Genomic DNA, 23,368 nt, shown 5'->3' with positions numbered 1-23,368 from the left:
TTGTCACTCACAGTGCCAGACCCCCTTCACGGGCGCCGTCGGCGATGGCGGCGACACGACCCGCGTAGCGGTTGCCGCCACGGTCGAACACTGCCTCGGAAACGCCTGCGGCCTTCGCACGCTCGGCGAGGAGCTCGCCGACCTTGCGAGCCTTGGCGGTCTTGTCGCCATCCAGCGAACGCAGGTCGGTCTCGAGCGTCGAGGCCGAGGCGACCGTGTGGCCCTTGCTGTCGTCGACGAGCTGCACGAAGACGTGACGCGCCGAACGGTTGACGACGAGGCGCGGACGCACCTCGGTGCCCACGATCTTCTTGCGAAGACGGGCGTGACGACGCGCGCGGGCGTCGGACTTCGACTTCACAGCCATGGTTACTTACCAGCCTTTCCGGCCTTGCGACGCACGACCTCGCCGGCGTAGCGCACACCCTTGCCCTTGTACGGCTCGGGCTTGCGGATCTTGCGGATGTTCGCAGCCGCCTCACCGACGGCCTGCTTGTCGATCCCGCTGACGGTGAGCTTGTTCGTGCCCTCGACCGTGAGCGTGATGCCGGCGGGCGGGTCGACCAGGACCGGGTGCGAGAAGCCGAGGGCGAACTCGACCGAGTTGCCCTTCTGCTGCACGCGGTAACCGGTGCCGACGACCTCGAGACCCTTGGTGTAGCCCTGGGTCACGCCGATGATGTTGTTGTTGATGAGCGTGCGGGTCAGGCCGTGAAGCGACCGGGACTCGCGCTCGTCGTCGGGGCGGGTGACGAGAACCTGGTTCTCCTCGACCGACACCTCGATGGGGCTGGCCACCGTGAGGGTGAGCTCACCCTTGGGGCCCTTCACCGCGACCTCACGGCCGTCGACCGAAACGGTCACGCCCGCGGGAACGTCGATGGGAAGTCGTCCAATACGCGACATTTCGGATTACCACACGTAGGCGAGAACTTCTCCGCCCACGCCCTTCTGCTCAGCCTGGCGGTCCGTGAGGAGACCGGAGGAGGTGGACAGGATGGCCACGCCGAGGCCGCCGAGGACCGTGGGGATCTCGGTCGACTTCGCGTACACGCGGAGGCCGGGCTTCGACACGCGCTTGATGCCCGCGATCGAGCGCTCGCGGTTCGGGCCGTACTTCAGCGTCAGCGTGAGGTTCTTGCCCACGCGCGCGTCGGAGGTCTCCCAACCGGCGATGTAGCCCTCCTGCTGGAGGATCTCTGCGATGTGCGTCTTGAGCTTGCTCGACGGCAGCGTCACGGTGTCGTGGTGCGCCGAGTTCGCGTTGCGCAGACGGGTCAGCATGTCTGCGACCGGGTCTGTCATTGTCATTGTTGTCTACTTTCGTTCATGAGGTTCCGGCTGCCGTTACACGACAGACGGCCTGCGATGAGCACGCAATCTTCAATTGTACGTGCACATCGACGGGCTCAGTGACACGAGACCACTGAGCCCGTCGAAGGGTCACGCCTGGGCGTCGTCCGCGCGGAACGGGAAGCCGAGGTGACGGAGCAGCGCCCGACCCTCGTCGTCCGTCTTCGCCGAGGTCACGACGGTGATGTCGAAACCACGGACGCGGTCGATCTTGTCCTGATCGATCTCGTGGAACACGCTCTGCTCCTGGAGACCGAAGGTGTAGTTGCCGTTGCCGTCGAACTGCTTGGCCGACAGACCGCGGAAGTCGCGGATGCGGGGCAGCGCGAGCGAGACCAGGCGGTCCACGAACTCCCACGCACGGTCGCCACGGAGGGTGACGTGCGCGCCGATGGCCTGGCCCTCACGCAGCTTGAACTGCGCGATGGACTTGCGGGCCTTGGTGACGATCGGCTTCTGGCCGGTGATCTTGGTGAGGTCGTCGACCGCACCATCGATCACCTTGCTGTCGCGAGCAGCCTCGCCGACACCGGTGTTCACGACGACCTTGACCAGGCCGGGGATCTGCATGACGTTCTCGTAGCCGAACTCGTCCTGCAGAGCCTTCTTGATCTCGGCGTTGTACTTCGCCTTCAGGCGGGGCTGGATCTTGCCAGCCACCGCAGCGTCGGTCGTTGCCATCAGAGGTCCTTACCGCTCTTCTTCGCGAAGCGCACGCGGACGGTGCGCTTCACGCCGTCCTTGGTCTGCTCCTCGACCCGGTGGCCGACCTTGGTCGGCTTCTTGGTCGAGGGGTCGACGAGTGCGACGTTCGAGATGTGGATGGGCGCCTCGACGGTCTCGAGGCCACCCGTCTTCGTGCCACGCTGCGTCTGACCGACGCGCGTGTGCTTAGTGACGTAGTTGACGCCTTCGACGACGACACGGTTCTGCTCGACGAGGACGTCGAGGACCTTGCCCTGCTTGCCGCGGTCGCCACCACGCTCGGGCTTGGCGCCCGAGATGACCTGAACCAGGTCGCCCTTCTTGATCTTCGCCATGATCAGATGACCTCCGGTGCCAGCGAGACGATCTTCATGAACTTCTTGTCGCGAAGCTCACGGCCGACCGGCCCGAAGATACGGGTGCCGCGGGGCTCCCCGTCGTTCTTCAGGATGACGGCGGCGTTCTCGTCGAACTTGATGTAGGAGCCGTCGGGACGACGGGTCTCCTTCTTGGTGCGGACGATGACCGCCTTGACGACGTCGCCCTTCTTGACGTTGCCACCGGGGATCGCGTCCTTGACGGTCGCGACGATGGTGTCGCCCAGACCGGCGTACCGGCGGCGCGAGCCACCGAGGACGCGGATCGTGAGCAGCTCCTTGGCGCCGGTGTTGTCGGCGACCTTGAGACGGGACTCCTGCTGAATCACTTGGCCTTCTCCAGAATCTCCACCAGACGCCAGCGCTTGGTGGCGCTCAGCGGGCGGGTCTCGTTGATCAGGACCAGGTCGCCGATGCCGGCGGAGTTCGCCTCATCGTGCGCCTTGACCTTCGACGTCCGGCGGATGACCTTGCCGTAAAGCGGGTGCTTCACGCGGTCCTCGACCTCGACGACGATCGTCTTGTCCATCTTGTCGCTGACGACATAGCCACGACGGGCCTTGCGGTACCCGCGGGCGTCGGCGTCGCGCACGTCGTGAGCGGCGTGCTCAGCCTCGACGGCGGCTTCCTTCTTGGTGGCCATCACTCAGCCTCTTCCTTCGGGGCGTCCTCGGCGGCGTCCGCCTTCTTCGCCTTCGACTTGGTCGCCTTCTTCGCGGGAGCCTCGACCGGAGCGGGCGTCGCACGGATGCCCAGCTCGCGCTCGCGGATCACCGTGTAGAGGCGCGCGATGTCGCGCTTGACGGCGCGGATGCGGCCGTGGCTCTCCAGCTGGCCGGTGGCCGACTGGAAACGGAGGTTGAACAGCTCCTCCTTGGCCTTGCGCAGCTCCTCAACGAGGCGCTGGTCTTCGAACGTGTCGAGCTCTGCCGGAGCGAGCTCCTTGGTGCCGATCGCCATTACGCGTCGCCCTCCTCGCGCTTGATGATGCGTGCCTTGAGCGGCAGCTTGTGGATTGCACGGGTCAGTGCCTCGCGAGCGAGCTGCTCGTCGACACCCGCGACCTCGAAGAGGACGCGGCCCGGCTTGACGTTGGCGACCCACCACTCGGGGGAACCCTTACCGGAACCCATGCGGGTCTCGGCCGGCTTCTTCGTGAGCGGACGGTCCGGGTAGATGTTGATCCACACCTTGCCGCCACGCTTGATGTGACGGGTCATCGCGATACGAGCGGACTCGATCTGACGGTTCGTCACGTACGCGGGGGTGAGGGCCTGGATGCCGAACTCGCCGAAGGAGACCTTCGTGCCGCCGGTGGCCTGACCCGAGCGCCCCGGGTGGTGCTGCTTGCGGTACTTGACCTTACGGGGGATGAGCATTATGCCGACGCTCCTTCTGCAACAGGTGCCTCGTTGCGCGGGGCACGGCGGCGGTCACCACGGTCGTCACGGCGCGACTTCGGCGCGTTGGCCTGCTCGCGCGCGAGCTCCTTGGCGGTGAGGTCGCCCTTGTAGATCCACACCTTCACGCCGATGCGGCCGAAGGTGGTCTTGGCCTCGTAGAAGCCATAGTCGATGTTCGCGCGCAGCGTGTGCAGCGGCACACGACCCTCGCGGTAGAACTCCGACCGGCTCATCTCGGCGCCGCCGAGACGGCCCGAGACCTGGATGCGGATGCCCTTGGCTCCGGCGCGCTGCGCGCCCTGCAGACCCTTGCGCATCGCGCGACGGAACGCCACGCGAGCCGAGAGCTGCTCGGCGATGCCCTGGGCGACCAGCTGAGCGTCGGCCTCGGGGTTCTTGACCTCGAGGATGTTCAGCTGGATCTGCTTGCCCGTGAGCTTCTCGAGGTCGCCGCGGATGCGCTCGGCCTCTGCACCACGACGACCGATCACGATGCCCGGGCGGGCGGTGTGGATGTCGACGCGGACGCGGTCACGGGTGCGCTCGATCTCGATGTTCGAGACGCCGGCACGGTCGAGCTGCGTCTGCAGCAGGCGACGGATCTTGATGTCCTCGGCCACGTAGTCGGCGTAACGCTGACCCGGCTTCGTCGAGTCGGAGAACCAGCGCGACACGTGGTCCGTGGTGATGCCGAGGCGGAAGCCGTACGGGTTGACCTTCTGTCCCATTACTTGCTCGCCTTCTTGTTGCTGTCACCGGCCGCGGCAGGGGCCGCCTCCGGCGTCGAGAGCACGACCGTGATGTGGCTCGTGCGCTTCTTGATCTGGAAAGCGCGACCCTGTGCACGGGGCTGGAAACGCTTGAGCGTCGTGCCCTCGTCCACGTACGCGTTCTTCACGTACAGGTCCTGCTCGTCGAGGTACTCGCCGTCACGATCCGCCTTGACCTGCGCGTTGGCCATGGCCGACGCGACAAGCTTGTAGATCGGCTCACTGGCGGACTGCTGAGCGAACTTCAGGATCGCCAGAGCCTCCTGGGCCTGCTTGCCCTTGATGAGCGCGACGACACGACGAGCCTTCTGAGGGGTCACGCGGATGTGTCGCACGCGTGCGATGGACTCCACCATTTCTCTCTCCTCTATCGCCGCCGCGTCAGCGGCGACGGCCCTTCTTGTCGTCCTTCTCGTGGCCGCGGAAGGTGCGGGTGGGCGCGAACTCGCCCAGCTTGTGACCGACCATGGTCTCGGAGACAAACACGGGGATGTGCTTGCGACCGTCGTGGACCGCGATCGTGTGACCCAGCATGGCCGGGATGATCATGGACCGGCGGGACCAGGTCTTGATGACGTTCTTCGTGCCGGCTTCGTTCTGCACGACCACCTTGCGAAGCAGGTGCTCGTCGACGAAGGGGCCCTTCTTGAGACTGCGAGGCATCTTCTCTTACTCCTACTTGCGCTTCTTGCCGGCGTTGCGACGACGCACGATGTACTTGTCGCTTTCCTTGTTGGCGTGGCGGGTGCGGCCCTCGGCCTGACCCCACGGGGAGACGGGGTGACGTCCACCGGACGTCTTGCCCTCACCACCACCGTGCGGGTGGTCGACCGGGTTCATCGCGACACCGCGGACGGTCGGGCGGACGCCCTTCCAGCGCATGCGGCCGGCCTTGCCCCAGTTGATGTTCGACTGCTCGGCGTTGCCGACCTCGCCGATGGTCGCGCGGCAGCGCGCATCGACGTTGCGGATCTCACCGGAGGGCAGACGCAGCTGGGCGTAAGGGCCGTCCTTGGCGACGAGGCGGACCGACGCACCGGCCGAGCGCGCCATCTTCGCGCCGCCGCCGGGGCGGAGCTCGATGGCGTGGATGACGGTACCCGTGGGGATGTTCTTCAGCGGGAGGTTGTTTCCCGGCTTGATGTCCGCCGCGGGGCCCGACTCGACGATGTCGCCCTGCTTCAACTTCGCCGGCGCGAGGATGTAGCGCTTCTCGCCGTCGAAGTAGTGCAGCAGCGCGATGCGCGCGGTGCGGTTGGGGTCGTACTCGATGTGCGCGACCTTGGCGTTCACGCCGTCCTTGTCATTGCGACGGAAGTCGATGACGCGGTACTGGCGCTTGTGGCCACCACCGATGTGACGGGTCGTGATGCGGCCCTGGTTGTTGCGACCACCGGTCTTCGAGATCGGGCGCAGCAGCGACTTCTCCGGCGTCGATCGGGTGATCTCGGCGAAGTCAGCCACCGACGAGCCGCGACGGCCCGGGGTCGTGGGCTTGTACTTGCGAATAGCCATGATTGTCCTTATCCCCCGGATCAGCCGATTGCCGTGAAGATGTCGATGGTGCCCGACTTCAGGCTCACGATGGCGCGCTTGGTGTCCTTGCGCTTACCGGTGCCGAAGCGGGTGCGACGGGCCTTGCCGACGCGGTTGATCGTGTTGACGGACGCGACCTTGACGCCGAAGATCTTCTCGATGGCGAGCTTGATCTCGGTCTTCGAAGCGCGCGGGTCGACGAGGAAGGTGTACTTGCCCTCGTCGATCAGGCCGTAGCTCTTCTCGGACACGACCGGCTTCAGGATGATGTCGCGCGGGTCCTTGTTCAGGGCCGTCTGGAGAACAGATGCCTGCTCGCTCATGCGGAGACCTCCTGGTTGGCGCCGGACTTGGAGGCGATGAAGCCCTCGAGCGCGGCCTGGGTGAAGACGATGTCGTCGGAGACGAGCACGTCGTAGGCGTTGAGCTGGTCGAACGTCAGCACGTGGACGTGGCCGAGGTTGCGGATGCTCTTGAGCGCGAGCTCGTCGCCGCGCTCGATGACCACGAGGACGTTCTTCGACGTGGCGACCTGGGCGAGGAAGCCCGCGGCGGCCTTGGTCGACGGCGCGCCGTCGGTGCCGAACGTGTCGATCGCGTGCAGACGGTCACCGCGGAAGCGGTCGCTGAGCGCGCCCAGCAGGGCGGCCGCGATCATCTTCTTGGGGGTGCGCTGCGAGTAGTCGCGCGGCTTCGGGCCGTGCACGATGCCACCGCCGGTCATGTGCGGCGCGCGGATCGAGCCCTGGCGGGCGTTACCCGTGCCCTTCTGCTTGAAGGGCTTGCGGCCGGCACCCGAGACCTCGCCACGACGCTTGGTCGAGTGCGTGCCCTGGCGAGCCGCCGCGAGCTGCGCGACGACGACCTGGTGGATGAGCGGGATGTTCGTCTTGACGTCGAACAGCGCGGCGGGAAGCTCGACGGAGCCTGCCTTCTTGCCGTCTGCCTTGAGGACGTCGAGCGCGAGAGTGGAGTCAGCCATGATCAGGCACCCTTCACTGCGTTGCGGACGTAGACGATGCGGCCGCGAGCACCGGGGACGGCGCCCTTGACGAGCATGAGTCCCTTCTCGATGTCGATGGCGTGCACCGTGAGGTTGAGGACGGTCACGCGCTCGCCACCCATACGGCCGGCCATGCGCATGCCCTTGAAGACGCGGCTCGGGGTCGACGATGCGCCGATGGAGCCGGGCTTGCGGTGGTTGCGGTGCGCACCGTGCGATGCCGAGACGCCCTTGAAGTTGTGGCGCTTCATGACACCGGCGGTGCCCTTGCCCTTGCTCGTGCCGACGACGTCGACGAGCTGGCCGGCCTCGAACGTGCCGTCCACCGTGAGCTCCTGGCCCAGGGTGTAGTCGGCGGCGTCGGCCGTGCGGACCTCGGTCACGTGGCGGCGCGGCGTGACGCCGGCAGCCTCGAAGTGAGCCGAGAGGGGCTTGTTCACCTTGCGCGGGTCGATCTGGCCGTACGCGATCTGCACGGCGTTGTAGCCGTCCTTCTCGGGGGTACGGATCTGGGTGACCACGTTCGGCGCGAGCTCGATGACGGTGACGGGAACGAGCTTGCCGTTCTCGTTCCAGACCTGGGTCATGCCGAGCTTGGTGCCGAGCATGCCCTTGGAAACCTTGGAGTTGATGTCAGCCATGTCGAACCTCAGAGCTTGATCTCGATGTTGACGTCGGCCGGCAGGTCGAGACGCATCAGCGAGTCGACGGCCTTGGGCGTCGGGTCGACGATGTCGATCAGGCGCTTGTGGGTGCGCATCTCGAAGTGCTCGCGGCTGTCCTTGTACTTGTGGGGCGACCGGATGACGCACACGACGTTCTTCTCGGTCGGAAGGGGCACGGGTCCGACGACGGTCGCGCCCGCACGGGTCACGGTGTCGACGATCTTGCGTGCGGACGTGTCGATGACCTCGTGGTCATACGACTTCAGGCGAATGCGGATCTTCTGTCCCGCCATTGTCTGCTCTCTCTCTTTAAGCGTCTTACCGTCCGGGACCGGGTGGCCCTGGGGCATTGGACGCACGTCGGCGCTGTTCGCGCCTCGGCACTCGTTCTTCTCGGGCCCTCGACCTCGCGGTCGGGAGCCTGTCGAAGAGGCTGCACCACTGTTCTGCTGTCAGCCGTACACCCGGAGGTGACGGATGCCCGACCCCCGCCGCGCACGGCAGTGCCCTCGATGATGAAGGTGTCGGGATTGTGTTCTGCTGCCCGCGGCCTAGAACCCTGCGGCCTCCCGGAGGAGGCGCCGTCTATGCACTGCCCTGGCAGTGATCCGGCGCACGCACAGCGGCGACGGAATATCGAACCTGTCTATTCTGCCACGGCGGATTTCACTTCTGCAAACCCGGGCGTGTCGCGCTCACCGGACTCTCAGGGACCCCCTCCTCCGCGAGCGTTCAGCCCGCGGAGGAGCGCGGGGCGAGGCATCCCCATGCCTCGCCCCGCTTGGGGAGGGCGTTCAGTGCGAGGGGGCACACCGAACGCGAGGAATCCAGCGTGAAGGGACGCCGGACGCCTCGACCGAGGGCAGGGCGGAAGACCCGCCGCGCAGGCGGGGAGACGCTCAGGCGCACGGAGTGCGCGCGTCGCACGATGATCCCCAAAATCGTTTTCCCCAGATTTCCAACGCGGACGAACCGCGTGATTCGGGAGCCGAACCCCTTCGGCGTCCCCGACCGCAAGATCCCCAGGCGGTCGACATGATCCTACTCGATGTATCCGCGAATGCGCCACATCCGAGGGCGCTGTGCACCGGCATTCCCCCGGACGCGGAAGAGCGGCGGCCCCGGGTCTCGGGGGCCGCCGCTCTTCCGCGGAGACGTCCGGCTCTACTCGTTGCCGATGCTCTTGTCCGCGCTGTCGCGGATCTCGTCGATCTTGTCCGCCGCGCCCGGTGCGATCTTCTTCGCGAAGTCGGCGACGCCGTCGAGCACCTTGTCGCTGATGTCTTCGGCCTGCTCGCTCTTGACGGCTTCGGCGAGCTTGTCCTTGTTCTGCTCGTACAGGTCCTTGCCCTTGTTGACGGCGTCCTCGATACCCATGATTCCCCTTCGGAGACGATGTGCGATGTGCGCCTAGTCTGCACGAAGCGGCGCGTCGTCACCAGAGTCGACCGCCCTCACAGCGGTCACTGACAGGTGACCGCGTTCTGGGTGAGCGTGGTCGGGGTCACGACCGGGGTCGTGTCCACCTCGATCTTCGTGGGCTGGTCGGAGTCGGCGACGAACTCGTAGGTCAGTGTCCGCGTCTCCTGCGGGGCCAGGTAGAGCCGCATGGTGCCCACGGTGAACTCCTGGTCGCGGTGCACCTCGTCCCGCGTGAGGGTCGTGTCGGTCCGCTGCCCGAGCAGGGAGTACCCCGGGGGCGCGAAGGCGAGGGTCTCGACCTGCATGGAGCCCTTCGGCGTCTCCAGGCCGATGCCCGTGACGTACTCCGGCAGGGACGGGACCGCGGCCGGGTCGACGGTGTTGCCGAGCGTCACCGTGACGAACACATGGCGACGACCGTCGGCCGCGCACACCGGCTGGCTCACGTCGATCTGCTGCGTCATGTACCGCTGCATCTTCCCCGGGGTCCGGTCGATGAAGTAGACGCCGAACGCCTCTGCACCTTCCGCCGCCGTGGGACCACGGCGGTCGAGCGGAGTGCCGGCGATGAGGGCCTGCTCGGACTCCCGAGAACTCCAGATCGCGATCCGTCCTTCCTCCGCTGCCAGTCCGAACACGGACGACAGCTTGGCGAAGTCGACCTGCCCGCCCATGAGCTTCTGCAGCGTGAGGCCCGCGAAGACCTGATTGATCATGTCGACCTGCGCCGGCTCGTAGGTCTTGTAGAGGTCGCCGAGAAGCATGGCGACCGCGTTCGAATTGGAGATCTCGAGCCCGCCGGGGATCGCCACGGGGCCGGTCGCGACGAGGAGGTAGCTCAATGCGACGGTGTCGAGGGCGACGACGGCGTCGACCTCCACGCCCTTCGCCTCGCGCCACATGTCCCGCGCGATCTCGAACGTCCGGTCGAAGCGGGGCGAGCGCGTGAGCGCCTGCACGTAGCTCCCGAACAGGTTGCCGTAGAGATCGGCCTCCTCATCCGTCACCCCTCCGACCGGCGGAAGGAAGTTCGGGAAGTCGCGCCCCGACGCCGACGACTGGTCGACGATCGAGATCGCACCGTTGTCGATGTGCACCTGCGCGAGCGAGCCGATGGTGCCGCCGCCGGACATCACCTCGCCGTTGTTCTGGAAGATGACCAGGACGTCACGGGGTCCGCCGGCGCCGAGGATCTCCGGAAGCGCGTCGATCAGCGGGAGTGCGCCGGCGATCGTGGTGCCGGCGGGGCCGAGGATCTTCTCGATGCGATCGACACCGGAGGCGACCGGTCCGAGGAGCGCGTCGCGGTCGACGTCGGCGAGCATGGCCGACGCGCTGCGGACCGCGTCGTCCGCGGCGTGGGCGACGTCGCCGATCCCGCGGATCGCGTCGAGGTCGAGTCCCCCGTCGGACGGTCGGAGCGCCGCGATGTCGATGGTGGAGGCGGGCTGGAGCGCCTGGGTGGCCAGCTCCTCGACGGCCCCGGTCGCCATGCGGACGCCATGGAGGTTCGGCCCCACGACGGGCACCCACTCCAGCGACTCCCAGAGGAAGCCGCTCGTCTGCTCGTGGGCGGAGGTGGCGGTCTCGGTCAGCTCCTCGGCTGCGGCCTGCGCGCCGGCGGTGTCTCCGGTGGCGATCATCCCCGGGATGCTCTGGGCGAGCGGCACCGAAGCCTCGAGCTTGTCCCTGGCGTCGAGCGCCCGGGGAATGAGGAGGGCGGCGATGACCCCGACGGCGATCAGGAGAGCCAGCACGACCCCGACGATCCAGAGGATGATCCGCGTCCGTCGTCGGCGGCGGCTCGTCTGCTCTCGGTGGGCTCGACGCGCACGTCGGGAGTCTCGGGTCACCGCAATATACTACCGACGTGGACCTGAGCAGCGATGCGCACGGCATCGCACGCCCATGGCGGGGTTCGACCACACCATGGAGGAGCGTACGTGAAAGCTGTCATCGTCGGTCAGGGTTATGTGGGACTCCCGGTTGCCATGCGCGCCGTGGAGGTGGGCATGACGGTCGTCGGCCTGGATGTCGACGCGGTGCGCATCAGCGCCCTGCGCAGCGGCGAGTCGTATGTCGATGACATCTCGAGCGCTCAGCTGACCGAGGCAATCGAGACCGGGAGGTACCTCGCCTCGTCCGACTACGACGACGCAGAGGGCTTCGATGTCGCGGTGATCACGGTCCCCACCCCGCTGCGGGAAGGCCTGCCGGACATCTCCTACATCGAGTCCGCCGGAGAGTCGCTGGCGACGCGGCTCACCCCCGGTGCGACCGTCGTGCTCGAATCCACGACGTATCCCGGCACCACGGAGGAGATCCTCGTCCCGCTCCTCGAGGCCGGATCCGGCCTCGTCGCCGGTCGTGACTTCGCCGTCGGCTACAGCCCGGAGCGCATCGACCCCGGCAACCCGAAGTGGGGCTTCGTCAACACGCCCAAGGTGGTCTCCGGCATCGACGAGGCTTCCCTCGCCCGGGTGAAGGACTTCTACGACCAGCTCGTCGACGAGACCGTCCCGGTGACGACGCCGAAGGAGGCGGAGCTCACCAAGCTGCTGGAGAACACCTTCCGCCATGTGAACATCGCGCTGGTGAACGAGCTCGCCGTCTTCGCGCACGACCTCGGCGTCGACATCTGGGAGTCGATCGACGCCGCGGCCACGAAGCCGTTCGGATACATGAAGTTCACGCCCGGACCGGGCGTCGGCGGGCACTGCCTGCCCGTCGACCCGAGCTACCTCTCCTGGCAGGTGCGCCGCAAGCTCGGACGCAGCTTCCGTTTCGTCGAGCTGGCGAACGACGTCAACGACCACATGCCCGACTATGTGGCGCAGCGGTCGATGGAGCTCCTCAACGAGGATCGCCGATCGCTCAACGGCTCCACGATCCTGCTCGTGGGTCTCGCGTACAAGCGCGACACCGCGGACATCCGCGAGTCCCCGTCGCTCCGTCTCATCGAGCTGCTCACCGCCTTCGGCGCGTCCATCCGGGGTGCGGACGCCCATGTCGAGACGCACCGCTGGCCGGCCGCCGTGGAGCGCGTCGAGTACTCCGCCGCGGAGATCGCCGCCGCCGACCTGGTGATCCTGGTGACCGACCACTCCGACTTCGACCTGAGCCTGCTCCAGGACTCGCCGAACCCGGTGCTCGACACCAAGGGCCGGCTCACGGGCCCCCGGGTCGTTCGTTTGTGAGCTCGCTGCGCCTGATCCTCACGTCATCGGCCGCCGCGGTCGCGACGTTGTCCGTGCAGGTGCTGGGTCTCATCACGCTCGCACCGACCGACTTCGGACTCTTCTCGATCGTCTATCTCGCCGGGGCATTCGCGCTGTCCCTGGCCCTCTCCGTCATCTGCGAGGCCGCCACCCGCTCGCGCGTCGAGACGCCCGTGCCGTGGCGCGACTTCGGCGGCGCCTCCACGGAATTCGCTCTGCTCTTCGCCGCGGTCGCGGGGCTGGCGGTCGCGGTGACCGACTCCGCACTGACCCCGTACTGGTGGCTCGTCGCGCTGGCGATCGGCGGCAGCGCCTACCGCTCCACCGCGCGCTTCTACGCGGTCGAGCACGGCGACACGCGAGGCTCCTTCGTCGGTGACGCGGTGGGAGCGGTGATCGCGCTCGGCCTGAGCGCGATCACCCTCCTCCTCCACACCGGTGAGCTCTCCTGGGTGCTCGGCACCTGGGCGGCATCGAGCCTGGCGGCGGCCGTCTTCTCGACGTGGCCGGCTCCGGTCCGCCCGGGCGCGCTGCTGCGCTGGATCCGTCAGCGCCGCACGGCGATCGCGCCGCTGCTCCGCGACTCCCTCATCATGGATGCCTCGGCCATCGGCACACCGTACGCGCTCGCCCCGATCCTCGGAGTGGGCCCGTTCGGCGTGTACCGCGCGGTCTCGAACGTGGCGGCGCCCGTGCGTCTGCTGCTGAACCCGATCCGTCCGCGTATCGCGCGCCTGCGGATGTCTGCTCCCACCATCGGGGCCGTCCTCGCCGGGGGCGTCGTCTTCGGGGCCCTCGCCGCTGCCGCACTGCTGCTGCTCGGGGCGACTCCCTGGCCGTTGGGCACCCTCCGCGATCTCGTGCCCTTCGCCCTGCCGACGGCGCTCTTCGTGATGGCGAACATGGTCGGGCACACGTTCTACATCGTCTCCCGCCTCCGCGCCTCCCGCCGGGGCCTTCTCACCGCCCGCCTGGTGCAGACTGCGCTCGGCGTCGTCGGCCCTCTTGTGGGTGCGCTGCTGGCCGGGTTGAGCGGAGCGATCTGGGCCTACGCCGTCTCCACGCTCCTGTCCTCGGTGTGCTGGCTCGTCGTGGCCCAACGCTCCGGTCAGGCGCCGACGACGGCCTGACGCCAGACGGGCTCCCACGCCGAGAAGCTGTAGTGCTCGGCGACGGCACGGAGCCCCGTCTCCCCGCGGTCCCGGTGTCGCTGCGCGCTCTCTCCGAAAAAGCCCACCAGAGCGTCCGTCCACTCCCCCGCGGTGCGCGGCGCGAGGCCGTCCGCCCGCTGCAGGATCTCGGCGTTGACGCCGACCGGGTCGCCGATCATCGGGAGGGCCGCGGCGCCGTACTGCAGCAGCTTGTAGCCGCACTTGCCCCGCGCCCACGGAGTGTCCGGAGTCGGCATCAGCCCGATGTCGGCCGTGGCGAGCGCGGCCCCGAAGGTCTGCGGTGACCACGCGACCCGGTCCACGATCGCATCCAGCGGGCCGAGCGACGCGAGTCCTGCGCTGATGACGGTGAGCCGCATGCCCGTCTCCGTGTGCGCGCGGAGCAGCGCGGGCGCGACGTCGCCGAGGTATCGTTCGGTGGCCGGTGAGCCGATCCAGACCGCACGCGGGGTCTCCTGCGCGGCGAAGTCGGTCTTCCGCGTGTACTGGGCCGGGTCGACGCAGCTGGGGATGACGAGCACGTCGCGGTTCAGCCGGCTCGCCTCCTCGGCGAGGGTGGCGTTGCCCGCGATCACGCGATCCGCCGCCGACACCGCCGCCCGCCAGATCGAGGCCTTCGGGAAGAGCCCGCGGCGGTCGAGGAAGAGTGCGTCGTCGAAGTCGTACACGCCGGTCCGGGCGCGACGGAGCAGGCGCGCCTCCACGCCGCCCCTGCTCACGGGGCTCGCCTGGCGCGAGACGAGGACGGTGGCGTCGCGGACGGAGGCGCGACGCAGCTCGCCCTCGACGGCCAGGAGCCGCCGGGGATCCCGCAGCAGCGCCCGGGCGGAGTTGTTCGCACCGTCGAGGTACGAGTGCGAGACCGCGGGTGCGTCCAGCCGATCCAGCCAGTCGAAGACGCGGACGCGCGCGCTCCCCGCCGCCCGGCCGTAGCTCGTGAACGTGTGCAGCGCGTTCATGTCTGTCTCGACCTCCGGGTGTTCACGATGCCGAGGACGACGATGATCGCCGCCGTCACGAGGTAGAGCGTGTTGTTGGTCTTCTGCGTGAACGTGGCGAGGAAGAGCGTGGAGACGAGGAGGGCTGCGAGCCACCAGCGCGTCGCCGACGCCCGCCTCGTGGCGAAGAGATAGGCGACGAGCGCACCGATCGCGGCGACGCCCGCGGCGACGCCGATGACGCGGCCGTCGCGGTAGAACGGCTCCATCCAGGTGTACACATTCGTGAGAGTGCCCACGTCGGCGAATGGCGCCACCGGATTCCAGGTGCGGACGCCGGGGAGGAAGCTGAGGACCGGTTCGAAGTACGCCGTTCCGAACGTCTGAGGGTTGTAGTCGCCGTACACGACGCGCGACCCTCCGGTGGGGGGCCACGCACCGTTGGTCGAGTCCACGAGGGACAGGAAGGCGGGGACGCCGGCGGTCAGGTAGATGAAGGGGCTGGAGAGCCCGGACGCGCTCAGGAGGGGCGAGACGTTGGCGCCGACATCACCCGTCTTGCCGAGCGCACTGGCGAGCACCTGGAACGCGACGAGCGCGCCGAGACCGATGCCTCCGATCACCGCCACCGGCACCCATCGCCGCCGATACCAGACCCGCGATGCGCCGCCGTCCCGAGCACGACCGTACAAGAGCAGCAGAAGCGCACCGATCGCGAGCAGCACGCCGGCGAAGAGGTTCGTGCGCTGCAGGAGCGCGAGCATAGACACCGCGAGTAGCGCGGCGCCGGGAACACGCCACCACCAGGCGAGGCCGTTTCGCACCGAGCCGGGCACGATCAGCAGCGCCAGAAGGAGCGGCCCGACATACATCAGCACGCGCGCCCACAGAGGCACCGCCGCGAGGTAGGGCTCAGCGGCGCCGCGGATCACTCCCGGTTGGAAGAGGAAAGTCTCCCAGCCGAACCGCTGGAGGATCGTCCAGAGGTAGGTGCCGAAACCGAGCACGTACGCCCCGGACAGGATGAGCAGGGTCCGCCGGCTCACGAGCGCGTGATCCCGGGGGGCGAGGTCCGCCTTCCGCGCGGTGCGGGATCCGAGCGCCGCGCCGCCCCAGGCCCCGACCGAGAAGAAGACGAGCCCGACGACCAGCACTCCCCACGCTGCGAGGGACGCCCGGTGGTATGCGATGAGCCCCGACGCCACGAGCGTCAGCGTGACCGCCCACACCCCGTTGTGCACCGCCACGGGGAGGAACGCACGACGGGCGACGAACCAGGTCAGGACCGTGAGGCCGATGAGCAGGACGACCACGACGAGGGATGCGAGGCCGTTCGGGATGTCGGTCATCGCCGCCCCCGGTCGTGCTCGCCGCGGAGGAACGCGCCGACCGCGGACTGGACGCTCTCGCGGCGGAAGTCCTCGACCACGAAATCGCGGCCCGCCGCTCCCAGCCGGGCGGCGAGGTCGGGGTCCTCGAGCACGCGGCGCAGCGCGACGGCGAGTTCCGCCGCATCACCGGCGGGCACCACCAGGCCCGTGCGCTCGGGGATCACGGAGTCGACGGCGCCCGTGGCATCGGTCGTCACGACCGCGACCCCGGTCGCGCTCGCCTCCAGCACCACGTTGGGGAAGCCCTCCCTGAGGGTGGGGAGGCAGAGCGCGCGCATCAGCGGGTAGTACCCCGCCGTGTCCGCCACCGCGCCGAGCACGATCGGCGCTCGGCGGAGCCGCGCGAACGCGGTCAGCTCGGCGCCGTCGACGCCCCCGACGACCAGCAGCTGATGCGTGACCCCCTCCTCGTCGAGGAGACGGCAGGCGTCGGCGAGCACTTCGAGGCCCTTGTCGTGATTCAGCCGTCCGACGAATCCGATCACCGGCACCTGGGGGTCGAGACCGTCGATGTCCACCGGCGGGGTGTCCGGCGAGAAGCGTCCGACGTCCACACCGTTCGAGCTCCCCCGTCCGAGCACGACGACCCGCGACGCGGGAGCCAGGCCCAGCGCCAGCACCCGTTCCCGGAGACTCGGGCTCACCGCGAGCGTCCTCGTCGAGAGGCGGATGGTCAGCCGTTCCATCGCCGAGAGGATGCGCCGCAGCGTTCCGGTGGCGGTCTCCAGCCGGAGGCCGCGCAGGTGGTAGACACGCGTCCGCACGCCGAGGAGCCGAGCGGCGGTGATCCCGAGCAGGGCGGCCTTCGGAGTACCGACGAACACGACGTCCGGCCGGATCCGGCGGATCACCCGCATCCACTCGCGGAGTCCGCGGACGTCGCACCGCAGATCGATCTCCCGCGCCATCGGCAACGCATGCACGGTCACGCCCGGCGCCTCACCCAGGGCGTCCAGCCGCTCCCCTGGCGAGCTGACCACGTGCACGTCCCAGCCGTCGGCGGCCAGTGTCTGGGGCAGTCCGGACAGCAGCCCGACGGACACGTCGGCGGTGACTCCGATCAGTATGCGCGCCGGGTCGGCTGCGCTCACGAGTCCTTGCTCCGGAACCACGCGACCGTCTTCGCGATCCCGTCCTCCAGCGGCACGGGCCGGACGTCCGGGAACAGCTCGCGCAACCGGACCCCGTCCGACTGCGACGCCCTCACATCGCCGCGGCGCGGTTCGACGTGCTCGACGGCGACCGAGGTGCCGATCTCGCCCTCGATCACGGTGATCAGCTCGCGCAGCGAAGTATGGGTGCCGAAGGCGAGGTTCACGGGATGCTCGGAGACCACCCGGTCGCGGACGGCGACCATCAGCGCCTGCGTCACGCTGTCGACGCTCGTGAAGTCGCGGGACTGCAGCCCGTCGCCGTGCACGGTCAGCGGACGACCGGCGAGAGCGGCGTCGAGGAAGCGGGGGATGACGGCGGCGTACACGTGGTCCGCCGGCTGATACGGCCCGTAGACGTTGAAGAAGCGGAAGGCCAGCGTCGGCAGGCCGTACGAGTACTGGTAGGCCAGCACGTACGCCTCTCCCCCGAGCTTGGTCGCGGCGTACGGGCTCATCGGGCGGGTCCAGTCGAACTCCGACTTCGGCAGTGCCGGGTTCGCACCGTAGACGGAGCTCGACGACGCCATGACCACGTAGGCGTTCTCGCGGCGCGCGGCCTCGAGCACGGTCAGCGTGCCGGTGAGGTTGGCGACGTGCGAGGCCATCGGGTCGTCGATGGAACGCGGCACGCTGCCGAGCGCTCCGAGGTGGACGATCGCGTCGGCACCCGCCGACGCCGCGGCGACCGCCTCGGCGTCCGCGACCGAGCCGCGGTGCACCGTCGCCCTGGTGCCGGCCAGATTCGTCTCGCGCCCGGTGCTGAAGTCGTCGAGGACGTGGACGTCGACCTCCGGAGCCTCGGCGTTGAAGCGGCGCACGAGGTTGGAACCGATGAAGCCGGCTCCGCCGGTGATGAGGACCTTCACGAGCTGTGACTCTTTCCTGTCGTTTCGTGGACGCGGGCGGGGACACCCACCAGTGTCACCCGGGGAGGGGCGTCCTTCGTGACACAGGCGGCGGCGCCGATCGTCGTGCCTTCGCCGATGTGCAGCCCCTGGAGGACGACGGCGTTGGCGCCGACGAGCACCTGCGCGTCGATGCGCACATCTCCGGACACGACGGCGCCGGGGTTCACCGAGACGACATCCGCCAGGATGCTGTCGTGCCCGACGATCGCGCCCGGGTTCAGGTGCCCGTGTCGTCCGATGCGGACGTTCGTCGAGACCAGCGCTCCGGCACACACCACCGAGCCGGCGGCGATCGCGGTGCGCGACCCGATGGAGGCGCCGGGATGCACCAGCGTGACGGCGCGATCGTCGTCCACGCGCGCGGCGAGGGCGGCGCGGTGCACCGGCGCACCGACGGCGATGACGACGCCCGCGCCGGGGAACGCGGCGAGCACCTCGTCGATGCCGCCCAGGTGGCGATGTCCGCGCTCGTGCAGGCGCTCCAGGGCGAGGGCGCGGGGCGCGTCGTCGGCGAAGCCCTGCACCGTGTACGTCGGGGAGACGGCGTTGATCGCCTCGACGACGTCGAGCGTCTCGCGAGCGAACCCGCCGGCCCCGAGGATGACGAGGTCACGCATCGACGTCCCTCCGCTCCGGTCGGAACTCGGGCATCGTGGCATGGCCCTGCGCGCTGACGCCGTCGCGGCGCACGACGACGACCACCGTGCGCCAGAGGATCCAGAGATCGAGGCGCAGCGACCGCTGCTCCACGTAGCGCACGTCGAGCTGGAATCGTTCGTCCCAGTCGACGGCGTTCCGCCCGCTCACCTGCGCGAGTCCGGTGACTCCCGGCCGCACCTCGTGCCGTCGCGCCTGCTCGGGGGTGTAGCGGTCGAGGTAGGAGACGAGGAGCGGTCGCGGACCGACCAGACTCATGTCGCCGCGGAGCACGTTCCAGAACGTCGGGAGCTCATCCAGGCTCGTGCCGCGGAGCAGCCGCCCGAAGCGGGTCAGCCGGTCCTCGTCGCTCGCGACGCCGCGGCGCGGATCGATCGGGCGCATCGTGCGGAACTTGTAGAGCGTGAAGATCTCCCCGTTCCGGCCGGGACGCGGCTGGCGGAAGACGACCGGGCGTCCCAGCCGCGCCACGATCAGGAGCGCGACGACGATCTGGAGCGGCAGCGTGACGACGAGCACGACGGCGGCGACCAGGACGTCCCCCGCCCGCTTCAGTGCGTCGGAGACGAGCCGGCTCATGCCCGCTCCGCCAGGAACTCACGGATCAGGCTCTGCACGCGCTGCATCTGCTCATCCGAGAGCGCCGAGCCGGAGGGAAGGGTGATGCCCGTCCGGAAGAACCGCTCCGCGACCCCGGTGACCGCGGCGGGTGCATCGGCGAACACCGGCTGCAGGTGCATCGGCTTCCACAGCGGCCGTGACTCGATGTCGTGCGTCCCCAGGTGCGCGGAGAGCTCCGACGCGCTCCACCCGGCGACGGCTTCGTCGACGAGCACCGCGGTGAGCCAGGCGTTGTCGTCCGCGTCGTCCTCGCCGCCGAAGATCGTGACGCCCTCCACGTCGTCGAAGAGCGCGCGATACTCGTCCCGCCAACGGTGGCGACGCTCGATCATGTCGTCGAGCCGGGAGAGCTGGGCGCGCCCGAGGGCCGCGAGCAGGTTGCTCAGCCGGTAGTTGTACCCGATCTCGGTGTGCTCGTAGTGCGCCACCGGCTGCCGGGCCTGCGTCGCGAGGTAGCGGACGCGGTCGGCCAGGTCCTCGTCGTCGGTCAGCAGCATGCCGCCGCCGGAGGTGGTCATGATCTTGTTGCCGTTGAAGGAGACCACCGAGGCCGTCCCGAAGCTCCCCGCCGCGCGGTCGTGACGACGGGCGCCGAGCGACTCGGCGGCATCGGCGAGCACCGGAATGCCGTACTGGCGGCCGAGGTCCTCGATGCTCTCCATGTCGGCCACCTTGCCGAGGAGGTCGACGGGGACGATCGCCGCGGCCGGCGTGCCCTGGCCGGCGAGCCCCTCGAGGACGGAGGCCAACAGCGCCACGTCCATGTTCCCCGTCTGCGGGTCGGCGTCGATGAAGTGCGGCGTCGCACCGGTGTAGGCGATGGCGTTCGCGGTGGCCGCGAAGGTGAAGCTCGAGGTGACGACCACGTCCCCGGCGCCGATGCCGAGGGCGAGGAGACCCAGGTGGAGCCCCGCGGTCCCGGAGCTCAGGGCCACGGCGTGCCGGGCGCCGACCCGCGTGCTCAGCTCACGCTCGAACGCGTCGACGTCCGGTCCCAGCGGCGCGACCCACCCGGAGCGCAGCGCCGCGACGATCGCCTGTTCCTCCCGCTCACCGACGTCCGGGGAGGACATGTAGATGCGGTCGCTCATCGCTGGAGCTCTCCTTCTCGCCCGAGCGCGGGCTCTTCCTCGTCCGCAGGCCGCAGGCGCCGCATCCAGCCGTCCCGGTCGAGTGCCTGCGGGCTGATGCTCCCGATCGAGGTGTGCTGGATCTGGGGGTGGAACGGCCGCTCAACGACCTCGTCGGCTCCGATCAGCTCCTCGTGGAGCTTCTCCCCCGGGCGCAGGCCGGTGTAGACGATCTCGATGAACTCGCCGGACATCGCGATCATGCGCTGGGCGATGTCGAGGATCCGCACGGGCTCACCCATGTCGAGGATGAGCACCTCGCCGGGACGGCCGATGCCGCCGGCCTGGACCACCAGCTGGCAGGCCTCGGAGATGGTCATGAAGTACCGCGTGACCTCGGGGTGCGTGACCGTCACCGGGCCGCCGGCCTCGATGAGGGTGCGGAACATCGGGAGCATCGAGCCCCGGCTGCCGATGACGTTGCCGAACCGCACCGAGAGGTAGCGGCGCCCGGAGGTGTTCGCGGCCCACACCGTGAGCTTCTCGGCGACGCGCTTCGAATGTCCGAGCACGCTCGAGGGGTTCGCGGCCTTGTCCGTGGAGATGTTGACGAAGGTGTCGACGTCGACGTCGAGGGCCGCTTCGAGCACGTTCCGCGTACCCAGGACGTTCGTCTTCCAGGCCTCGTCGGGATACTGCTCGAGCATGGGGAGGTGCTTCAGGGCCGCCGCGTGGAAGACGACCTGCGGGCGATGCCTCCGGAAGATCTCCCGCAGCGACTCCACGTCGCGGATGTCGGCCAGGACAACGTCGTCGGTGTCGAGCAGGCCGTGGCCCGAGATGCTGAGCTGGCTGCCCTGGAGTCCGCTCTCGTCGCGGTCGAGCATGATGAGGGTCTCCGGGCCGAACTGCGCGAGCTGGCGGCACAGCTCGCCCCCGATCGATCCTCCGGCACCCGTCACGAGCACGCGCTTCCCGGTCACGTATCCGGCGATGGACTTGACGTCCGTATCGACGGGCTGACGGCCGATGAGGTCCTCGATGCTCACGTCGCGGAGGTCGCGGATCCGGCTCGCCCCCTGCAGCACCTTGTCGAGTTCGGGGAGCACGAGCACGTTCAGCCCTGCGGCCGTGCCGGCATCGGTGACGCGACGCAGCAGCGGCGCGTCGGCGCGTCCGACGGCGATGATGAGTTCCGTCGCTCCGCTGACCTCGACGGCGGCCTGCAGCTGCGAGAGGGTGCCCAGCACGGGGACGCCCTTCACCCGCAGGTTCCGTTTCTTCACGTCGTCGTCGATGAGCCCCACCGGGCTGAAGACCGGATCCTGCGTCTCGTTGAGCATCCGGCTGATGAGCTGCTGCCCCACCCACCCGGCCCCGAACACGAGTACCTTGCGGGATGCAGCCGGCGCCTCCTTGGCATTCCGGCTGAAGACGAGGGGCACATAGCGGAAGACCAGCATGAGGATGAGGGCGATCGCAGTGGCCGAGAGAGCGCTGCGGAGTGCTTCGGCCGGCTGACGCATCCACACCAGCAGGGCGCCGCCCAGGAGGACCCCGACGATGAGCGCGCTGAGGCCGAGAGCACGCACCTCTTCGATCGACCCGTAGAGATAGCGCCCGCGGTACAGGTGCAGGATGAAGCCGGCGGCGAACTGCCCGGCGATGAGGCCGGCGACCACGATCGCGGTGAACGGCCACACCACGGCCGGCACGAGGAAGTCGTAGCGGAGGAGCACGACGAGCAGGCCCGCCACCGTCCACGCGAGTCCATCGAGGGCGAAGAGATGGCCCTTGCGGCGCTCGGTCTCGTCCACCGTGCTCATGCGCGTCCTTCGTTCGCCGGTTCGCTCACGACACTCGTCGCACGCCGTCGCGTGCCGCTGCCGAGGACGATCACCCCGCGCAGGTTCGCCACGCCGTCACGTCGGAGGTGGCCCAGCGTGTCCGCCGCGCGTCTGCTGGTCTCGCCGATCTTCATGAGGAGGACGAGCGCGCCGTCGCGCTGAAGAGCAGCCGCGTCGGGGACGCCCTTCCGGGACAGCGGCAGGCGCACGACGGTCAGCCCGGCGGGTCCGGCCTCGATGCGCTCGACCACCGCGGAGACGTCGATCGTGGCGTCCACGGGCAGCAGGGCGATGGCTCGTCCTTCCCCCGCCCACACGCTGGTGAGCATCTGGAGCTCGTGCGTCTGCTCCTCCGTGAGCTCACCGCTCGGAAGCGCATAGGCGGGGAGCCCGGTCAGGTCGGCCGCGTCGGCCACGGAACGGATCCGTCGGGAGAGCGCGAACCGCAGTGCGACGTAGACGAGAGCGAGCGCGATCCCGAGAAGGACCCCGACGGCCAGAGTGGTCGCGACCTGAGGCCGCACCGGGGACTCGGGGATCGCCGCCCCATAGGCGCGGGCACGGACGTCGGACCCGGCCTGGTCGGCTGCCGTCTCCGCGATCGCGGTGGCGAGATCCGCAGCCAGACGAGGGTCGGTGTGCGTGACCATGATGGCCGTCATCGAGGTGTCCGCGATCCAGGTCGCCGACACTCCGTCGGCGAGCTCCGTCCGGTCCACGTCGAACCTCTCGGCCACGGTCGCGATGACGCTCGCGGAGCGTGCCCGCACCGCGGCGTTCGTCGCCACGGTGCGCGGGACGAAGTTCGTCGCCCCCGGGTCGGCGCTGAAGACGATCTCCGCCTCGGCCTCGTACGCGGGCGGCGTGACGAGTAGCAGAGCCCCCGAGCCGATGACGCACAGCAGGAAGGCGATGAGCATCCCCAGCCACGCTCGTCTGAACGCGACGAACCACTCCCCCGGGGACATGCTTCTCCTCTTCGAGCCTCATGGGCACGGTACGACTCCGTAGAACCGTCATTTTGATATATCGGATGACCCGGCGGGAACTCGGTCCCGCCGGAGACGGTTGCGCCGCGGCCTCGCGGCGTTCTCATCCTAGGGGATCGATGCGCGGGCTCATGCCGCGCCGACCGACGACAAAGGGGTCGAGCCCGAA

General features: G+C 68.9%; 30 protein-coding genes. 2 read left to right on the top strand and 28 right to left on the bottom strand.

Annotation, left to right across the window (positions count from 1 at the left end; genetic code table 11):
• Positions 1 to 7 precede the first annotated feature (7 nt).
• From rplR to ACFU8V_RS14255, 19 genes are all read right to left on the bottom strand, one after another.
• On the bottom strand, positions 8 to 367 hold the full coding sequence (rplR, locus tag ACFU8V_RS14345; protein WP_025102394.1) for a 50S ribosomal protein L18: 360 nt from the start codon (positions 365 to 367) through the stop codon (positions 8 to 10).
• Positions 368 to 369: 2 nt separating this feature from the next.
• On the bottom strand, positions 370 to 906 hold the full coding sequence (gene rplF, locus ACFU8V_RS14340; RefSeq protein WP_025102395.1) for a 50S ribosomal protein L6: 537 nt from the start codon (positions 904 to 906) through the stop codon (positions 370 to 372).
• A gap of 6 nt (positions 907 to 912) precedes the next feature.
• The gene (gene rpsH / locus ACFU8V_RS14335; RefSeq protein ID WP_025102396.1) at positions 913 to 1,311 is read right to left on the bottom strand and encodes a 30S ribosomal protein S8; all 399 of its coding nucleotides are present in this window, start codon (positions 1,309 to 1,311) and stop codon (positions 913 to 915) included.
• A 132-nt stretch (positions 1,312 to 1,443) separates the two neighbouring features.
• Entirely contained in the window at positions 1,444 to 2,034 is a 591-nt protein-coding gene (rplE, locus tag ACFU8V_RS14330) for a 50S ribosomal protein L5 (RefSeq protein ID WP_025102397.1), read from the bottom strand.
• Entirely contained in the window at positions 2,034 to 2,393 is a 360-nt protein-coding gene (gene rplX / locus ACFU8V_RS14325; protein WP_025102398.1) for a 50S ribosomal protein L24, read from the bottom strand. The genes rplE and rplX overlap by 1 nt, the downstream gene beginning before the upstream one ends.
• A gap of 2 nt (positions 2,394 to 2,395) precedes the next feature.
• The gene (gene rplN / locus ACFU8V_RS14320) at positions 2,396 to 2,764 is read right to left on the bottom strand and encodes a 50S ribosomal protein L14 (protein WP_025102399.1); all 369 of its coding nucleotides are present in this window, start codon (positions 2,762 to 2,764) and stop codon (positions 2,396 to 2,398) included.
• Complete coding sequence (gene rpsQ, locus ACFU8V_RS14315) at positions 2,761 to 3,078, bottom strand: 30S ribosomal protein S17 (RefSeq protein ID WP_025102400.1); 318 nt, start codon at positions 3,076 to 3,078, stop codon at positions 2,761 to 2,763. The genes rplN and rpsQ overlap by 4 nt, the downstream gene beginning before the upstream one ends.
• Positions 3,078 to 3,395: a 50S ribosomal protein L29 gene (rpmC, locus tag ACFU8V_RS14310; RefSeq protein ID WP_025102401.1), complete on the bottom strand. Its 318-nt coding sequence runs from the start codon at positions 3,393 to 3,395 to the stop codon at positions 3,078 to 3,080. The genes rpsQ and rpmC overlap by 1 nt, the downstream gene beginning before the upstream one ends.
• Entirely contained in the window at positions 3,395 to 3,814 is a 420-nt protein-coding gene (gene rplP, locus ACFU8V_RS14305) for a 50S ribosomal protein L16 (RefSeq protein ID WP_025102402.1), read from the bottom strand. The genes rpmC and rplP overlap by 1 nt, the downstream gene beginning before the upstream one ends.
• On the bottom strand, positions 3,814 to 4,566 hold the full coding sequence (gene rpsC, locus ACFU8V_RS14300; protein WP_025102403.1) for a 30S ribosomal protein S3: 753 nt from the start codon (positions 4,564 to 4,566) through the stop codon (positions 3,814 to 3,816). The genes rplP and rpsC overlap by 1 nt, the downstream gene beginning before the upstream one ends.
• Positions 4,566 to 4,964, bottom strand: coding sequence for a 50S ribosomal protein L22 (gene rplV, locus ACFU8V_RS14295; protein ID WP_025102404.1), 399 nt, complete (start codon positions 4,962 to 4,964; stop codon positions 4,566 to 4,568). Before rplV ends, rpsC begins: the two co-directional genes overlap by 1 nt.
• 25 nt (positions 4,965 to 4,989) lie before the next feature.
• Positions 4,990 to 5,271, bottom strand: a complete 282-nt coding sequence (gene rpsS, locus ACFU8V_RS14290; RefSeq protein ID WP_017201589.1) for a 30S ribosomal protein S19 — start codon at positions 5,269 to 5,271, stop codon at positions 4,990 to 4,992.
• A gap of 12 nt (positions 5,272 to 5,283) precedes the next feature.
• A complete protein-coding gene (rplB, locus tag ACFU8V_RS14285) occupies positions 5,284 to 6,123 on the bottom strand; it encodes a 50S ribosomal protein L2 (RefSeq protein ID WP_025102405.1) in 840 nt (279 codons plus the stop codon).
• Between the two features lie 20 nt (positions 6,124 to 6,143).
• The gene (gene rplW / locus ACFU8V_RS14280) at positions 6,144 to 6,467 is read right to left on the bottom strand and encodes a 50S ribosomal protein L23 (protein ID WP_025102406.1); all 324 of its coding nucleotides are present in this window, start codon (positions 6,465 to 6,467) and stop codon (positions 6,144 to 6,146) included.
• Complete coding sequence (rplD, locus tag ACFU8V_RS14275) at positions 6,464 to 7,126, bottom strand: 50S ribosomal protein L4 (RefSeq protein WP_025102407.1); 663 nt, start codon at positions 7,124 to 7,126, stop codon at positions 6,464 to 6,466. The genes rplW and rplD overlap by 4 nt, the downstream gene beginning before the upstream one ends.
• A gap of 2 nt (positions 7,127 to 7,128) precedes the next feature.
• The gene (gene rplC, locus ACFU8V_RS14270) at positions 7,129 to 7,788 is read right to left on the bottom strand and encodes a 50S ribosomal protein L3 (RefSeq protein WP_062632874.1); all 660 of its coding nucleotides are present in this window, start codon (positions 7,786 to 7,788) and stop codon (positions 7,129 to 7,131) included.
• A gap of 8 nt (positions 7,789 to 7,796) precedes the next feature.
• The gene (gene rpsJ, locus ACFU8V_RS14265) at positions 7,797 to 8,105 is read right to left on the bottom strand and encodes a 30S ribosomal protein S10 (protein ID WP_017201594.1); all 309 of its coding nucleotides are present in this window, start codon (positions 8,103 to 8,105) and stop codon (positions 7,797 to 7,799) included.
• An 871-nt stretch (positions 8,106 to 8,976) separates the two neighbouring features.
• On the bottom strand, positions 8,977 to 9,189 hold the full coding sequence (locus ACFU8V_RS14260; protein ID WP_062765219.1) for a hypothetical protein: 213 nt from the start codon (positions 9,187 to 9,189) through the stop codon (positions 8,977 to 8,979).
• A gap of 86 nt (positions 9,190 to 9,275) precedes the next feature.
• Positions 9,276 to 11,087 carry a DUF4012 domain-containing protein gene (locus tag ACFU8V_RS14255; protein WP_378872253.1) on the bottom strand — a complete coding sequence of 604 codons (1,812 nt, stop codon included), beginning with the start codon at positions 11,085 to 11,087 and terminating at the stop codon, positions 9,276 to 9,278.
• A 90-nt stretch (positions 11,088 to 11,177) separates the two neighbouring features.
• Here ACFU8V_RS14255 and ACFU8V_RS14250 point away from each other — a divergent pair, with 90 nt between their 5' ends.
• Together ACFU8V_RS14250 and ACFU8V_RS14245 are read left to right on the top strand one after the other, a co-directional pair.
• A complete protein-coding gene (locus ACFU8V_RS14250; protein WP_303708876.1) occupies positions 11,178 to 12,431 on the top strand; it encodes a nucleotide sugar dehydrogenase in 1,254 nt (417 codons plus the stop codon).
• Positions 12,428 to 13,582, top strand: a complete 1,155-nt coding sequence (locus tag ACFU8V_RS14245; protein WP_378872250.1) for a hypothetical protein — start codon at positions 12,428 to 12,430, stop codon at positions 13,580 to 13,582. The genes ACFU8V_RS14250 and ACFU8V_RS14245 overlap by 4 nt, the downstream gene beginning before the upstream one ends.
• Here the strand turns inward: ACFU8V_RS14245 and ACFU8V_RS14240 are convergent.
• From ACFU8V_RS14240 to ACFU8V_RS14200, 9 genes are read right to left on the bottom strand one after another with little or no spacing between them, the layout of a single operon-like run.
• Entirely contained in the window at positions 13,561 to 14,583 is a 1,023-nt protein-coding gene (locus ACFU8V_RS14240; protein WP_378872247.1) for a hypothetical protein, read from the bottom strand. The genes ACFU8V_RS14245 and ACFU8V_RS14240 overlap by 22 nt on opposite strands.
• Positions 14,580 to 15,911, bottom strand: coding sequence for a hypothetical protein (locus ACFU8V_RS14235; RefSeq protein ID WP_378872244.1), 1,332 nt, complete (start codon positions 15,909 to 15,911; stop codon positions 14,580 to 14,582). The genes ACFU8V_RS14240 and ACFU8V_RS14235 overlap by 4 nt, the downstream gene beginning before the upstream one ends.
• Complete coding sequence (locus ACFU8V_RS14230; RefSeq protein WP_378872241.1) at positions 15,908 to 17,044, bottom strand: glycosyltransferase family 4 protein; 1,137 nt, start codon at positions 17,042 to 17,044, stop codon at positions 15,908 to 15,910. The genes ACFU8V_RS14235 and ACFU8V_RS14230 overlap by 4 nt, the downstream gene beginning before the upstream one ends.
• Positions 17,041 to 17,973 carry an NAD-dependent epimerase/dehydratase family protein gene (locus ACFU8V_RS14225; RefSeq protein WP_249521575.1) on the bottom strand — a complete coding sequence of 311 codons (933 nt, stop codon included), beginning with the start codon at positions 17,971 to 17,973 and terminating at the stop codon, positions 17,041 to 17,043. The genes ACFU8V_RS14230 and ACFU8V_RS14225 overlap by 4 nt, the downstream gene beginning before the upstream one ends.
• The gene (locus ACFU8V_RS14220; RefSeq protein WP_378872238.1) at positions 17,970 to 18,632 is read right to left on the bottom strand and encodes a NeuD/PglB/VioB family sugar acetyltransferase; all 663 of its coding nucleotides are present in this window, start codon (positions 18,630 to 18,632) and stop codon (positions 17,970 to 17,972) included. Before ACFU8V_RS14220 ends, ACFU8V_RS14225 begins: the two co-directional genes overlap by 4 nt.
• Positions 18,625 to 19,251, bottom strand: coding sequence for a sugar transferase (locus ACFU8V_RS14215; RefSeq protein WP_378872235.1), 627 nt, complete (start codon positions 19,249 to 19,251; stop codon positions 18,625 to 18,627). The genes ACFU8V_RS14220 and ACFU8V_RS14215 overlap by 8 nt, the downstream gene beginning before the upstream one ends.
• The gene (locus ACFU8V_RS14210; RefSeq protein WP_303708869.1) at positions 19,248 to 20,384 is read right to left on the bottom strand and encodes a DegT/DnrJ/EryC1/StrS aminotransferase family protein; all 1,137 of its coding nucleotides are present in this window, start codon (positions 20,382 to 20,384) and stop codon (positions 19,248 to 19,250) included. The genes ACFU8V_RS14215 and ACFU8V_RS14210 overlap by 4 nt, the downstream gene beginning before the upstream one ends.
• Positions 20,381 to 22,189, bottom strand: a complete 1,809-nt coding sequence (locus ACFU8V_RS14205; protein WP_249521579.1) for a nucleoside-diphosphate sugar epimerase/dehydratase — start codon at positions 22,187 to 22,189, stop codon at positions 20,381 to 20,383. Before ACFU8V_RS14205 ends, ACFU8V_RS14210 begins: the two co-directional genes overlap by 4 nt.
• Positions 22,186 to 23,178: a YveK family protein gene (locus ACFU8V_RS14200; RefSeq protein WP_249521580.1), complete on the bottom strand. Its 993-nt coding sequence runs from the start codon at positions 23,176 to 23,178 to the stop codon at positions 22,186 to 22,188. Before ACFU8V_RS14200 ends, ACFU8V_RS14205 begins: the two co-directional genes overlap by 4 nt.
• Positions 23,179 to 23,368: the final 190 nt, after the last annotated feature.

It is taken from the genome of Microbacterium sp. NPDC057658 (genome assembly GCF_042799975.1).
In the GTDB taxonomy this organism is placed as follows: Bacteria; Actinomycetota; Actinomycetes; order Actinomycetales; family Microbacteriaceae; genus Microbacterium.
This window is presented reverse-complemented; position numbering and strand designations above follow the sequence as displayed.

Coding starts and splice junctions, on each gene's coding strand:
- rpmC (WP_025102401.1), bottom strand. CDS start 3,395: ATGGCGATCGGCACCAAGGAGCTCGCTCCGGCAGAGCTCGACACGTTC.
- rpsQ (WP_025102400.1), bottom strand. CDS start 3,078: ATGGCCACCAAGAAGGAAGCCGCCGTCGAGGCTGAGCACGCCGCTCAC.
- ACFU8V_RS14220 (WP_378872238.1), bottom strand. CDS start 18,632: ATGCGTGACCTCGTCATCCTCGGGGCCGGCGGGTTCGCTCGCGAGACG.
- ACFU8V_RS14205 (WP_249521579.1), bottom strand. CDS start 22,189: ATGAGCACGGTGGACGAGACCGAGCGCCGCAAGGGCCATCTCTTCGCC.
- rpsJ (WP_017201594.1), bottom strand. CDS start 8,105: ATGGCGGGACAGAAGATCCGCATTCGCCTGAAGTCGTATGACCACGAG.
- rplW (WP_025102406.1), bottom strand. CDS start 6,467: ATGAGCGAGCAGGCATCTGTTCTCCAGACGGCCCTGAACAAGGACCCG.
- rplD (WP_025102407.1), bottom strand. CDS start 7,126: ATGGCTGACTCCACTCTCGCGCTCGACGTCCTCAAGGCAGACGGCAAG.
- ACFU8V_RS14235 (WP_378872244.1), bottom strand. CDS start 15,911: ATGACCGACATCCCGAACGGCCTCGCATCCCTCGTCGTGGTCGTCCTG.
- rplE (WP_025102397.1), bottom strand. CDS start 2,034: ATGGCAACGACCGACGCTGCGGTGGCTGGCAAGATCCAGCCCCGCCTG.
- rpsS (WP_017201589.1), bottom strand. CDS start 5,271: ATGCCTCGCAGTCTCAAGAAGGGCCCCTTCGTCGACGAGCACCTGCTT.
- ACFU8V_RS14215 (WP_378872235.1), bottom strand. CDS start 19,251: ATGAGCCGGCTCGTCTCCGACGCACTGAAGCGGGCGGGGGACGTCCTG.
- rpsH (WP_025102396.1), bottom strand. CDS start 1,311: ATGACAATGACAGACCCGGTCGCAGACATGCTGACCCGTCTGCGCAAC.
- rplC (WP_062632874.1), bottom strand. CDS start 7,788: ATGGCTGACATCAACTCCAAGGTTTCCAAGGGCATGCTCGGCACCAAG.
- rplV (WP_025102404.1), bottom strand. CDS start 4,964: ATGGTGGAGTCCATCGCACGCGTGCGACACATCCGCGTGACCCCTCAG.
- rpsC (WP_025102403.1), bottom strand. CDS start 4,566: ATGGGACAGAAGGTCAACCCGTACGGCTTCCGCCTCGGCATCACCACG.
- rplR (WP_025102394.1), bottom strand. CDS start 367: ATGGCTGTGAAGTCGAAGTCCGACGCCCGCGCGCGTCGTCACGCCCGT.
- ACFU8V_RS14240 (WP_378872247.1), bottom strand. CDS start 14,583: ATGAACGCGCTGCACACGTTCACGAGCTACGGCCGGGCGGCGGGGAGC.
- ACFU8V_RS14200 (WP_249521580.1), bottom strand. CDS start 23,178: ATGTCCCCGGGGGAGTGGTTCGTCGCGTTCAGACGAGCGTGGCTGGGG.
- rplX (WP_025102398.1), bottom strand. CDS start 2,393: ATGGCGAAGATCAAGAAGGGCGACCTGGTTCAGGTCATCTCGGGCGCC.
- ACFU8V_RS14260 (WP_062765219.1), bottom strand. CDS start 9,189: ATGGGTATCGAGGACGCCGTCAACAAGGGCAAGGACCTGTACGAGCAG.
- rplP (WP_025102402.1), bottom strand. CDS start 3,814: ATGCTCATCCCCCGTAAGGTCAAGTACCGCAAGCAGCACCACCCGGGG.
- ACFU8V_RS14210 (WP_303708869.1), bottom strand. CDS start 20,384: ATGAGCGACCGCATCTACATGTCCTCCCCGGACGTCGGTGAGCGGGAG.
- rplF (WP_025102395.1), bottom strand. CDS start 906: ATGTCGCGTATTGGACGACTTCCCATCGACGTTCCCGCGGGCGTGACC.
- rplB (WP_025102405.1), bottom strand. CDS start 6,123: ATGGCTATTCGCAAGTACAAGCCCACGACCCCGGGCCGTCGCGGCTCG.